This window comes from Symmachiella macrocystis (assembly GCF_007860075.1).
In the GTDB taxonomy this organism is placed as follows: domain Bacteria; phylum Planctomycetota; class Planctomycetia; order Planctomycetales; family Planctomycetaceae; genus Symmachiella; species Symmachiella macrocystis.
The window spans coordinates 4645409-4658353 of sequence record NZ_SJPP01000001.1 but is presented as its reverse complement, the minus strand read 5'-3'; the positions used below and the strand labels follow the sequence as shown (position 1 = coordinate 4658353).

General features: G+C 56.0%; 10 protein-coding genes. 5 read left to right on the top strand and 5 right to left on the bottom strand.

The window, feature by feature from the left end:
- The first annotated feature begins 11 nt into the window (after positions 1-11).
- The gene (locus tag CA54_RS18085; protein ID WP_146372202.1) at positions 12-986 is read left to right on the top strand and encodes an HD domain-containing phosphohydrolase; all 975 of its coding nucleotides are present in this window, start codon (positions 12-14) and stop codon (positions 984-986) included.
- A gap of 31 nt (positions 987-1017) precedes the next feature.
- Here CA54_RS18085 and CA54_RS18080 read toward each other — a convergent pair whose 3' ends face one another.
- Together CA54_RS18080 and CA54_RS18075 are read right to left on the bottom strand one after the other, a co-directional pair.
- The gene (locus tag CA54_RS18080; protein ID WP_146372201.1) at positions 1018-1776 is read right to left on the bottom strand and encodes an SDR family NAD(P)-dependent oxidoreductase; all 759 of its coding nucleotides are present in this window, start codon (positions 1774-1776) and stop codon (positions 1018-1020) included.
- Positions 1777-1892: 116 nt separating this feature from the next.
- A complete protein-coding gene (locus CA54_RS18075) occupies positions 1893-3062 on the bottom strand; it encodes a CmcI family methyltransferase (protein WP_146372200.1) in 1170 nt (389 codons plus the stop codon).
- Positions 3063-3490: 428 nt separating this feature from the next.
- On the opposite strand from CA54_RS18075, the gene CA54_RS18070 reads away from it, so the two are divergent.
- The gene (locus CA54_RS18070) at positions 3491-5014 is read left to right on the top strand and encodes an APC family permease (RefSeq protein ID WP_146372199.1); all 1524 of its coding nucleotides are present in this window, start codon (positions 3491-3493) and stop codon (positions 5012-5014) included.
- A gap of 142 nt (positions 5015-5156) precedes the next feature.
- Here the strand turns inward: CA54_RS18070 and CA54_RS18065 are convergent, their stop codons facing one another.
- The gene (locus CA54_RS18065) at positions 5157-5720 is read right to left on the bottom strand and encodes an RNA polymerase sigma factor (protein ID WP_231961923.1); all 564 of its coding nucleotides are present in this window, start codon (positions 5718-5720) and stop codon (positions 5157-5159) included.
- Between the two features lie 1398 nt (positions 5721-7118).
- Positions 7119-8054 carry a hypothetical protein gene (locus CA54_RS18055; RefSeq protein ID WP_146372198.1) on the bottom strand — a complete coding sequence of 312 codons (936 nt, stop codon included), beginning with the start codon at positions 8052-8054 and terminating at the stop codon, positions 7119-7121.
- 119 nt (positions 8055-8173) lie between these two features.
- Between CA54_RS18055 and CA54_RS18050 the strand changes: the two genes are divergently transcribed.
- Both CA54_RS18050 and CA54_RS18045 read left to right on the top strand, forming a co-directional pair.
- Positions 8174-8887 carry a hypothetical protein gene (locus tag CA54_RS18050; RefSeq protein ID WP_146372197.1) on the top strand — a complete coding sequence of 238 codons (714 nt, stop codon included), beginning with the start codon at positions 8174-8176 and terminating at the stop codon, positions 8885-8887.
- Positions 8884-9726 carry a sugar phosphate isomerase/epimerase family protein gene (locus CA54_RS18045; protein WP_146372196.1) on the top strand — a complete coding sequence of 281 codons (843 nt, stop codon included), beginning with the start codon at positions 8884-8886 and terminating at the stop codon, positions 9724-9726. The genes CA54_RS18050 and CA54_RS18045 overlap by 4 nt, the downstream gene beginning before the upstream one ends.
- 83 nt (positions 9727-9809) lie before the next feature.
- Here CA54_RS18045 and CA54_RS18040 read toward each other — a convergent pair whose 3' ends face one another.
- Positions 9810-10811, bottom strand: coding sequence for a site-2 protease family protein (locus tag CA54_RS18040; protein WP_146372195.1), 1002 nt, complete (start codon positions 10809-10811; stop codon positions 9810-9812).
- 310 nt (positions 10812-11121) lie between these two features.
- On the opposite strand from CA54_RS18040, the gene CA54_RS18035 reads away from it, so the two are divergent.
- A complete protein-coding gene (locus CA54_RS18035) occupies positions 11122-12855 on the top strand; it encodes an IlvD/Edd family dehydratase (protein WP_146372194.1) in 1734 nt (577 codons plus the stop codon).
- Positions 12856-12945: the final 90 nt, after the last annotated feature.

Below are 12945 nucleotides of genomic sequence, written 5' to 3'. Positions count from 1 at the left end.
ACAGGGTTGTCATGAATACTCCACACAAACCAACCGAACGCACGAAAGAGCAGTTGATACTAGAGATCTCGATCATCGTGGTAACGATGGGGCTGACTTGCCTGCTCTACCAGATGCAAGCCTATAAAATGGTGATTCTCAATCTGTTCTTTCTGCCGGTCGTATTGAGCGGATTTTTTCTCGGGCGATATCTGGCCGGCATTACGGCATTGTTTTGTTTCATGTCAGCTTCGATTGTGATTGCTTTGAACCTTTCCACCATCGAAATCTATGCCTCGGCCTCGATCACAGCATTAGCGATCACCGCCTGGGGAGCCGTTTTAGGGCTGACTTCCTTATTGATTGGCACGCTGAGTGACGAGCGGCGCACTCAAATGGGCGAACTGCATGACGCCTATGTCGGCGTGGTGGAAGTCCTCTCACGCTATCTGCAAAGTGCCCATCCGCGATTGAAGGACCGTTCGGTGCGGATTGCGGAATTGAGCCAGAAGGTTGCTGCTGAAATGCGGCTGACTGCTCGGGAGACGGATGATATTCGTGTGGCAGCACTGTTGTACGACGTGGGAAACATCGAAATCACCACCTCAGTTATCCGCAAAGCAGTCGGCGCGCTGGAGCATGACAACGACGACAACTTTAAGCAAACCATACAAGGGATGGATTTGGTGATGTCGCTGGGATCGATTCTCAACGGCGCTGTGCCGTTGCTACTCAACCAAGACCAACAAATCGAGGCAGCCCGCGAGGCATTGGGAACCGGGACGACGGGGCCGGTGCCGCTGGGCGCAAAAATTATTCGAGCAGTGCGGGCCTACGACAACTTACTGCTACACAAACGCGGCAATGCGGATCCATCGCCCGTGGATCCGTTCACGGAACTTCAGCAGGATAGCTCACTCGACAGAGGCGTACTGGAGGCGCTGAAATCAGTGACGGCAGAGCATAGCCCCGCAGGTGCGTCACCATGGGTCGAAGCGACAGTCTAACGCTTCTGACGTATGCATCTGGCAGCGCGACTTAAAGGTGATCGGTGCCCAAAAAACGGCCGCCGTCCACGCGGAAAACTTCGCCGGTGACAAAATCAGTACCTTCCAGCAGATACATCACCAGATTGTTGGCGTCGGAAGGGATGCCGATTCGTTTCAGCGGTGATGCTTGACGGATGGACTCAATTTGTTCAGGAGTCAGATGCGGCGGCGGATCAATCATGGCCGGGGCGACGGCGTTGACGGTAATCGTCGGCGACAATTCCAAAGCCAATGCGGTGGTCATCGTGACCACTCCCCCTTTGGCGATCAAGTAGGGCAGAAAGTCCTTGTAGGGGCGAAAGACGGCCCAATCCGCGAAATTGACGATTTTGCCCTGCAGTCCGTCGATAGTGGGATTTTGCTGCATGGCCCGCGCTACAGCGATAGAAGTCAAGTAAGGCGCTTTGAGATTTGAAGCAATATTGTCGTCAAAGTCCTCTGGAGCGAGTTGGTCCAGCGGTGATGCATTAAAGGTACTCGCCATGTTGATCAGACAATCGATCGAGCCAAGTTCGTCGACCGTTTGGGCAACCAACGCATCGACGTCCGCCGGTTTCCGCAAATCCGCTTGAACCGCAAGCCCCCGCACGCCGAGTTCCCGCACATCATCTACGACCGCCTCGATCGTCTCGCGACTCTGGAAGTAACTCAGCGCGATATTCGCCCCACGTCCCGCTAAGTCGACCGCCAATTTAGCGCCGACGCGGCGTCCCCCGGTGATCAGGATATTGCGTCCGTTGAGTTGCATGGGAGGATAGGCTTTAAGCTATAGACTTTGGGCTGTAGGGTTGGGCATCGTACGCTGGGGGATGCCTCAATTATTCTACAGTCTGTGGCCTAATGTCTAAAGCCTAGCGTCAGCAATCAGCATTGGATCACGCCGATGCCGCCCCATTGGGCATCGGATTGGATTTGCATCTTATCGCCGCTCAGTTCGCCCCACAGCCGGGCGACGTGGCAGTTTTGATCACGATGCAATTGCGTATCCTTGATGTCGTGAAAGGCGATGAGGCCTCCCTCGCGGACCAAATTTTTATACATGAAGAAGTCGAGCTTCACCCCTTCATACGTATGGTCGCCATCAATGAACAGGAAATCCAGCTGCTCTCCGTCGAGCGTTTCGCGGACTGTTTCATAGGTTGAGACCGCGTGTGAGTCGGCATTGATTGCCGAGAAGTTTTCGGACCAGCCCGACATCATGGCGTTGCGGCTTTCGATGTCTTCAACTGCTAGCCCGCCAAAATCGCCACCGGGCAGATCAACGGTGATCCGGTGGCCGCTGTTTTCAAGCAGCTTGCACCACAGATACATCGTGCCACCGCGATGCGAACCGATCTCGAGAATGTTCCGCGGGGCGGTAATCAGCACTGTGCGGACCAAGGCTTCGATTTCGCTGCGGATCTGCAACATGCCGATTTCAAAGGCGGCGTCAATCAGCTCTTTGAGGCGGGCTTCCTGGTAGCAAACCAGGGCCTGATCGATATTGCCCTGCTGTTCCAAGGTGCTGCCGAGTTGATGAAACGCGCCGCCGTGGTTTTGATCCAATCGCAGCGTTTGTTGAAAACTGGCGGTCGCCTCGCCAAGTTTATTTTGCTGCCGCAAGCTGACACCCAGATCAAAATGCGCTGCCGCCATTTGCGGATCCAACTCAAGGGCCCGACGTTGTGCGGCTTCGGCACTGGATGTATCCCCTTGCGCTGCGTACGCCTGCCCCAGACGATGTAAACACTCAGCATCAGCCATGGGGGTTCCCATGACCTGCGACAGCCGTTCGATGGCTTGTGGGAAGTCGCCTTCTTCGAAATCCATCTGCCCCAATTCTTTGAGCGACTCTAGATGGTCCGGCTGCGTAGAGAGAATATGTTCGTAGATCTCGCGTGCCAAATGCATATGTCCCGGTACTGCAGTCGCAGTTGGATTGATCTCGCAACCCGAATCAATCCGCGACCCATGGACCATTCCGCTCGTTTCCGACTTCGGAGTTCGGCTGCGTTGTAAGGCGGTTCGATCAGCCGTTATTTTTGGGGACACCATCGCATCAAGTCCTTAATCCCACTCGGCGAGGCCCGTTCATGAGCAACCGCCATAGTCTGTGTTTTGAGTCGGTCCAGGAGCGGCCAAATCGAGATACAACCTCGTCGGTCCCCGCCTACGGTTTATATCGGCAACTCGGCCAACCCTCTGGATCTTCAGCGGCAGTTTGCACAAGATTCGAGTTATCTTCCGGGTTGTATCGATTGGCGATTTGACCATCGGCTATCGCGGTCCTGGCGGTTTTAACGGCTTAAACCTCTCAATGCCTAATTCCAGATCCCTCTTGAATCGAGGGGCGAATGCCCTTTAATGGGGACTATGTCATCATGCACCGCGCGTCTCCCCCAACGCAGCCTGCGCCAGGGGAAATCGCAGATCCATGAGCTTGATCACGATTTGAGAATGCACCTAGACCTTGAGGGCTCCGCGTGAATCGGTTGCACAATCCACCTCCGAGTCCCCTGGATCCCCATTTCGAAAGCCGGGCGGGGCTGCTGCGTGTGCTGGGATTAGGTACCGCCGTGGCGGTTGTGGTCGGGAATGTGATTGGCTCGGGAATCTTCTACAAACCCGGCGCCATTGCTGCCGCAGCGGGGTCTTTTCCGCTGATCATTTCGACTTGGATCGTGGGAGGCGTGCTTTGTATTTTGGGAGCGCTCTGCTTTGCAGAATTGGCTGCCATGCTGCCACAGGCCGGAGGTCCCTATGTTTATCTCCGGGAAGCATACGGCCGACCCGCGGCGTTTTTGTTCGGTTTCAATGATTTCCTGTTCGCCCGCCCCGCCGCCATCGGTGCTTTGTCGGTCGCGTTTATCGAAGCCTTGGCAAGCGCATTTGACTGGCAGGCTCCCGTTGTTCTCAAAGTCGCCATGTCAATCAGCCTCATTGCGCTCGTGGCATGGGTGAATGTGGTGGGAGTCATCTGGGGTGGGCGGCTGCAAGGTTTGACCACGATCATCAAAGGTGGTTTTTTGTTGCTGGTGGGCTTGGCGCCGTTCCTGTTCGTGGCTGCTGGGTGGGGTGGTTTTGAGGTAGCGAACTACGCGACCTCGACTCCAGTGGAAGATCTGAGTTTGTCGACACGCTTCGGCATCGTGTTGCTGGCGGTGATGTGGGCCTATGACGGATGGCACGGAGTCGCCCCCGTCGCTGAGGAAATCCGTGCACCACAAAAGAACATTCCCCGCGCCCTCATCTGGGGAGTGGGGATACTCATTTTCCTATATGTATTGGCCAACATCGCCTACCACGGCGTGCTCTCCCTACAGGAAGTCGAAGCCGCCGGCACAAAGGCTGCTCAGGCAATGATCAAAAAACTGCTCGTTCCGTTGGGCGATACGACCGCCCAACTGGGAGTGGCCGCTATGGGGGCGGTGATCATGTGCAGTACTTTTGGCGGCATCAACAGTAACCTGCTCCTGGCGCCGCGGATTGTGTTTGCGATGGGGCGCGATGACGTTTTTTTTCGCGCGCTGGGGCGGGTACACGCCAATTACCGCACACCGGCAACAGCCATCATGATTCAAGCGGCGATGGCCATGCTTTTGATCGTGGCGACGGCCGTACTGATTGAGTCCGCCGATTCGCTGAAAACAATTGGCATCGTTCAACAATTGACCGGTGAACAAGACCTGAAACAATCGACGATCTTCGACATTTTGACCAACCTCGTCGTGTTTTCGGCCAGCATTTTTTACATGCTGTGCGTGTTTTCAGTGTTTGTCCTGCGAAAAATGCATCCCGACTGGGAACGCCCCTACCGTACTTGGGGCTACCCGTTTGTGCCGGCGGCGTTTGTGCTGTTTTATCTCTGGTTTCTCTCGCAGATTTACTTGGGACAACCGTGGGAATCCCGGCTGGGCCTACTCTTTATCGCCTTAGGCCTGCCGGTCTATTTCGCCTATCAATATTGGGCCAAACGGCATCCCGAAGATCCGCACGACGGGCAATAACTGTTCACCCAGGGCGGCGCGGCGTTGCCGTTTGCCCTGGGCTGACATGTATTACCCCTTCAGGGTAGAACTCTAAATAAAAAACGCGGCCGAATCGTGGGATTCGACCGCGCTGGGTTCTTATTGAGCGATTGCTCGCTCTTCAGACTGGTGCCGGGGCGGCGACCAGTTCTTCTTTCAAGCGGTTCCGTGCGGTGTGCAGTCGCCGCTTGATCGTTCCGATCGGGCTTTCGAAGTGGTCGCTCATCTCCTTGAGCGATTGGCCCTCGAAGTAGAACGCCATCAGCGTTTGCCGATCCAGCTCACGCAGACGCGACAAACCACCCCGGACCCGGCCGGCATCTTCTTTTTGCATCAGGCTTTCCAAAGGGTTGGCCCGATCCATTTTCAATGCCGACACCGTATCCGTACCGGTCACGACCTCGTGCGGCCGTCGGACCGCTCGGTTGATCGCCATCCGCACGGCGACTTGCTTCATCCAGCCTACGAACCGCTCTGGGTCACGCAACTGGTCCAGCTTCCGCATCATTTGCAAGAAGACGTCCTGCGTGACTTCCTTCGCTTCGGACCGGTTGCGCAGTCGTCGCAGCACAATAGCGAACACGATCGGCTCGAACCGCACCGCCAATCGACCGAACGCCTCACGGTTTCCCGCTTGAGCTGCCCGCACCAATTGCAAGACCTCGTTATCTGCCAATTGCATCATGACTTTATCTCTCCTTCCCAATCACAGTTTCTTCAGATTGGGTGTCGGCCGCAGCCAAGTCGTGGTTCCGCTCTCTTGAAACAGCCGGAAACCATCGAACTTGCGTCTGCCAACCTATCGTTGGGTTTTGTTCACGAAATCGCCGGAATCAATGCGTTCCGGACGTTTTGCTTTGGGGGAAATCGCTGGAAACCGTGGCGTGCTAATTCCAGCGGATCCAAATACGGCAACGGGCGACCGGGACGATACGGCGAAGCTTGGTGGGCTTCGCGGCACAGCCGGCTCGCTTGCTCGGATTCAGTGAGTGACAGTCGTGTTGGCTGAATTAGCCTCGTGATGTCGAACTGAAGACGAGTGGCGCCGCCTGGGACGCCGCAAGCCGCCGGAGTTTTACGCCCGGTAGCGACGGTACCTGTTTCACACTCGATACGTGTGATTGGGTTCCGTCGGAGCTGTCGCACATGGAACAACTCGCAAAGCGCGTATTGCTGCCATGGGTGCGGACTCTGCTCTCGACTACCGGGTACCCCGGTTCCGTCGGCCACGTTATTCCGCGTAAGGCGGACGTGGCGGGCCGTTTCCCAAAAGCGCGACCCTCGGAGGGCGTGCATCGATGGAGACAGCCATTTTCGACGTCCGAACCGGCATAAATACCAGCGTTGGCGATCATCGTCGAAATCGTGATTTGGCGGTTGCTCTTCATCGAAACTACCTCCTGCGAAAAGGGGTCGCAGTGAACAAAAAGAGAGTTAAATCTCCACCCCGTCGGGTCGATGCTGACCCAAAAGCGGCGAGCGCTCAATATCGGGGTATAGCCTCCGTGCGAAGACCGGCTACACCGATCTCCTGCGTATCTGACGCAGGAATCTTCGACAAGGTTCGCGCAATTCTTGGAAATATTGGAAAAGTTTTCCCAGGAAATCGCGAAAACAGTCGAAATCCCTGCAATACGGGCAGAAAACGAAGCGAATCTCCGTTTTCTACCAACAAAAATTTACCCGCGCCGCGAGGAAATGTCCAGAGGATTTTCGCCAATTGGGGTGGCGACCGATGCAGGTTGGGAGACAAGCCCCCCGGCAAAGCCGGGGGCTGATGGAAAAATTGCCCACTCCGCCTGCTGTCAGCCCCCGGCTCCGCCGCGGGTTACGCGGATAGCGGGTTAACGTTCCAGCGCCAGTGGGTTGACGTTCGAGACAATGCGGCAATAATACCCGTTCACCCCGCTATTTTGCGCGGGCGGCGAATGATTGCCTCCGAGTGCAGTGGAGACGTGCCAACCGGGTCAGGTCTTAACCGAAGCAGCCCTAAGTACTCACCTTCAGGTGTGTGAGGAGGCAATCATTGGCTGCCTGCGTTTTTTTGCGCGCTGGGTGCTACCAGTCCTGAGTGATCGCGTTATCAGTCTTGGTGGACAATGCGTTCAACCCGCGTCGATTCTGGCAAACTGTCTATCAAACGTGTGTACCCTTCATCTGTAATCGATGTACCGCTTATTGATAAAGACTTCAGCTGCGGCATTTTCTCCAAGTATTGAACGGCGTTATCATCAATCGCCGTTCCGTCAATAGATAAACCACGCAATCCCGACAATGCTGAAATCTCCTTGATTGCTGCGTTGCTGATCTTCGTATTGTTCAGCTGTAAAAATTGGATGTTGGGTAACAGTTTGGCGATATGTCGTATTCCCGCATCAGTGACAAGGGTGTTGTTCGCATACAAAACGAGGATGCCGGAATTTCCAGCCAAGCCCTTGATACCGTCATCTCCAATACTTGTGTAACTCACATAGACGCTATTCAAGCGTGGCAGATTGTTGAGGTTCGCAAATCCTTGGTCCGAGATTAATGTTTCGCTTAGATTCAATATTTCGAGACGACTCAGCGAGTTTAATGAACGAACCACATCATCATCGATTGCATTGGCCACGATCGATAAATCCTTTAAATGCGATAGTCTGCACAATTGCTCGACTCCGCGATTCCCAATATTTGTATTAGCGAGGTCCAACCACTCGACATACGGCATTTTGAGAATAAGTGGAACGTGCTCATCGCCAAACCTTGGGCCCGAACCAATCACCTTAAAAGCCCGATTGGTGAGCGACGCCTTGAAATATTCATTCTCCCAGTCCGTATCCGGATCGTAAGCTTTGAATACATTGCGTGTTTTGACTGTCACATTGATTCGTTCTAAAGCCGCAATCGCCTCCTGTTCACGCCAAACCGGCCGAAAGACACCAACCCCCACCGCCACAATAACCGCTGCGAACGCCAGCGCAAACAACCACCGGTTCCCCGGTAGTTTGCGGTTTGTTTGAGTGTCATTTCCCGACATACGAGCTCCTTCGCGAGCGCTGGGTTGGTCCCCTCTCCTTGCTCTTAAATACACTCAACGCGAATCCCCGTCAAATTTCACCTGCGGCTGTTCACCATTGCGCCCACCTGCGAAAATACATGCGTTCCTATTTCCCCACAGAGGCCTACAGCAGCGTGAATTATTTTGCCCACGGCATTCGATACACCGACCGGCCCTACTTTCTGGCTGGGACGGCGACGCCTGATTGGTTGTCGATGGCGGATCGCCGGGTGCGGTTGCGGCCGCAGCATGTGCAGCCGTTTGCGGATGGATCGGGGCAGCCTCAAGCGGAGTTTGCTGCTGGGGTGTTGCAGCACATGGAAGATGACGACCGTTTTCATCGCTCAGCTGCGTTTTTTGAAGTGAGCGGCGCGTTGTTGCCGCTGTTTCGCAAGTTGCTGGAGCCACACGACGGGTTTCGGCCCGGGTTTTTGGCGCACATTGTCACTGAGTTGCTGATGGATGCGGTGTTGATCGAACGGCATCCGGAAATGCTGCGGGCCTATTATGCGGCGATCGATGCTGTGGATGCGGATTCGATTCAGCGGTGTGTGAATGCAATGGCCAAAAAACCGACCGAGCGGCTTGCCGCTGTGTTGCCGTTATTCACGCGGGAAGGGTTTCTGTGGGATTATTTGGATTCGGAGCGGTTGTTGTATCGCTTGAATCAAGTGATGCGGCGTGTCAAACTACAGCCACTCCCGCCGGAGACCACGACGGTCCTGGACGAATCGCGGCTGCTTGTTCGCGCGCGAATTGACGATTTGATTTTGATACCGGTAAAGCCCCCCACAAAGGATGCTCCCCCATGAAGTATGGCATGAATATGCTGCTCTGGACGACCAACGTTGGCGAAGAACATTTTCCGATTTTGGAGCGTCTTAAGTCGATGGGCTACGACGGCGTCGAGATCCCGATTTTTGATTTGGAGTTGGAGCCGTATCGAAAACTGGCGGAAAAATGCGACGAATTGGGCCTGGAGCGAACGGCGGTGACGGTTTGTTCCAGCGAAGCCAACCCAGCATCCCCGGATGCCGCACTGCGCAAAGCGGGGCTTGAACATATCAATCAGGTGGTTGACGCGTGCGCGGTGTTGGGGGCGAGTCTATTGTGCGGGCCGTACCATTCGGCGATCGGCGAATTCAGCGGCGACGGTCCCACGGAGGACGAACGCAAATGGTCTCAAGAAACGCTCGGTCACGCCGCCGACCATGCCCAAGCAGCTGATGTGATGCTGGGGTTGGAATACCTCAATCGCTTTGAATGCTACCTGCTGAACAGCGCCGCCGACTGTGCAGAATTCGTGCGTGCCGTCGATCACCCGAACTTGCGCATGATTTACGACACATTCCATGCCAACATCGAGGAAAAGCATGTCGACGAAGCAATCCGAACCTGCGCCGACGTCACCTGTCACGTACACATCTCCGAAAACGACCGCTCCACGCCGGGCGCAGGGCATGTGGAATGGGACAAAACTTTCCACACATTAAAAGAAACCGAATACGACGGCTGGATGACCGTCGAAGCCTTCGGTTTGGCGCTGCCGGAGTTGGCAGCAGCGACGAAGATCTGGCGGAAAATGTACACGTCCGAGGATCAGTTGGCCGAAGCGGCGCTGAAGTTCATGAAGTCGAACTGGAACGCGTGAGGCAGTCCCGACACTGGTTCCCAAACCGGAGCTTGGGAACTAGAGAAATTTGGGAACGAGAAACGACCTGTTACAGAAGCCTCTTACCCCGGTTGCGTGGGATTCGCGCCGTGCTGTGGTGGCGTGATGAGTTCGATGGCCGCTGGTTTTCTCACTGGCCGTTGTTCGCCCGGGTCGTAATAGCGGATGGGGTCGGGGGTGATGCCGATGATCAAAAAGGCCAGCGTCAGCCAGCCGAGAATTTTACGGCCCCAGCCTAGCGGGACGTTGTCGTTGGCAGTCGGCGGATGCTTGGGGCCCATAAAGGTCACCAGCGCGACCATCAGCAACCACTGATACCGTCCGGTCCAGGCCATATAGCCGACGACCAGCAACAGAAAACCGATGGCGACGATGTGTGCTTTTTTGCGGAGCAAGGCATACATAATATGACCGCCATCGAGTTGGCTCACCGGGACCAAGTTTAGCGCGGTGATAAAAATCCCCACCCAGCCGGCATGGGCGAATGGATGCATGAACAGGTCATAACCTTGGGGGATCGGTCCGTGGACGTAGTTGATCAGCCATTGGAAAATCAACGGTTCTCCGAATTGGAAACCTGCACCGTTGGTTGGCACCAACTGAACAGTGCTCCACTGGATCCCCAAATAGGTCATTGGCAGAGCAATGAGAAGTCCGGCCAAAGGGCCAGAGATGGCGATGTCGAACAGTGCTTTGCGATCGCCCGCGCCGCGCCTCTGAATGATCACCGCCCCCATGGTACCAATCGGCGGAAGCGGCATCGGAATGAAATAGGGAAAACTGGCTGGAACGTGGTACCGAATTGATTGCAGGAAATGTCCCATTTCATGAAATAGCAATATCGCCATCAACGCCATGCTGTATTCAGGACCACCCACGTACCAAGTGCTCAAACAAGTCGCCGCAAACAACATCAGCGGCCGGAACCAACGTTTTGGGGGGGCTGCGGGTCTGCGTGAGCCTTCCGGGACGTTGCCTAGTTGAATCTCTCGTTCGTGTTGCGCGAGGAGTTCATCGAACTGCTCGGGCGTCAAATTGTCTATGTTCAGTCCTTGATTCGCCATGCTGATCCGGTCCGAGTGATTGGAAGTCCTGCCTGACGTATTCTACCATGCGAGTGGGATGACGAACACCGGTGGTTTTGGCCCGAAACGTAATCCCGCCTGCCGGTTACAGCAATTAGCGGGGTTTTTCGACGCGACATTTGGGATTCTTACCCCCAAGGCAGCAATCAGCCGCAGCGCAGGCTCCCGCCTGCCGTGATTGAACAGGCACGAACAACATGACTCGCGGCAGGCGGGAGCCTGCCCTACGATGAATTCATCGCCTTCGAGCCTCTCCCCACAAGCCACAAGCCTACCACGGAAAACGACGATGACAACTCGACCGCTACGCAGTTCCGAATGGTTCGCCGGACGTGATGAATTGGCGCTGCAAAACCGTTCCGCGTTGCGGTCCATGGGATTCGATGCCGATTTTTATGCCGGCAAACCGGTGATCGGAATCGCCAACAGTTGGAGCGAATTGAACAACTGCAATCTCAACCTGCGCGATTTGGCCGAAGCGGTCAAACGGGGCGTGATCGCCGCCGGGGGATTGCCATTGGAATTCCCCACGATTTCGCTCGGCGAGGAATTTATGAAACCCTCGGCGATGCTGTATCGCAATCTGATGGCGATGGACATTGAGGAAACGATCCGCTCGAACCCGATCGACGGCGTGGTGCTGTTATGCAATTGCGACAAGACTACGCCCGCGCAATTGATGGGCGCCGCCAGCGCCGATTTGCCGACGATTCAACTCAACGGCGGACCGCGGACAGTCGGCAATTGGCGGGGACAGCCGGTTGGGTCGGGGACCGACATGTGGAAACACTGGGACGACGTCCGCTCCGGCAAGATGTCACGCGAAGAATGGAACGAACTGGAACGCTGCATCTCTTGCGGCGTGGGTGCGTGCAACGTGATGGGCACGGCCTCGACAATGACCTCGCTGTCCGAAGCGTTGGGCGTGATGCTGCCGGGTGTCTCCAGCCTCGAAGCGAATGATGCGCGGCGGTTGGCAGCGGCTGAGGCAACGGGGCGGCGGATTGTGGAAATGGTTCACGAAGACCTCCGCCTTTCAAAAATCTTCACTCCCGCGGCTTTTGACAATGCGATTCGTACATTGTCGGCGTTGGGGGGATCCACGAACGCCGTTGTGCATTTGATTGCCATGGCGGGACGGCGGAACATTAAACTACCGCTGAACCGCTTTGACGAACTCGCGCAGGAGACGCCGTTTCTGGTCAATTGCAGCCCGTCGGGGAAATACCTGATGGATGCGTTCCATGCCGCCGGCGGTGTGCCGGCGGTGTTGTCGGAATTGAAGAGCTTGCTGAAATTGGATTGTCTGACCGTGACCGGGCGCACCTTAGGCGAAAACATCGCTGCCGCGCGCAGCCACGACTCGGATGTGATCAAGACCCTGGCCGATCCTATGGCGGCCGATGGCGCGTTGGCGGTCGTGACGGGAAACCTCGCGCCCAGCGGGGCGGTGATCAAAACATCGGCGGCTTCGTCGCACCTCATGCAACATCGCGGCCGCGCAGTTGTGTTCAACGACTACGACGATATGCTGGCTCGCGTGAACGATCCCGACTTGCCGGTCGATGCGGACAGTGTGCTGGTGTTGCGGAATGCCGGTCCCAAAGGCGTACCGGGGTTTCCGGAATGGGGGATGATTCCGGTGCCGCAAAAATTGCTTGAGCAGGGAGTCACCGACATCGTTCGCATCAGCGACTCACGGATGAGCGGTACGAGTTACGGGACGGTGGTGCTGCACATCGCCCCCGAAGCGGCCGCGTGTGGGTTGTTGGGCTGCGTGCGCGATGGTGATGAGATTGAGCTGGACGTGGAGGGGCGTCGATTGCATCTGCATCTCGACGATGCGGAAATCCAAAAACGCCGCGCCGAGTGGCAACCGCCGCCGACCCAACATTTGCGAGGATATCCGCGGCTATACATCGACCACGTATTGCAGGCCGATGAAGGCTGCGACTTTGATTTCCTCAGGCCCCAGTCGGACGCCGCCGTGGAGTTTGTGCCACCGACGGTGGGTCGGTCTTGAGGATGCGTCGGGGACGTTATAGGCATTGGGGCTGCATGCTGGTTGGCGGCCCTCACCCCCGGCCCCTTTCCAGGGGGGAGAGGGGGGAAT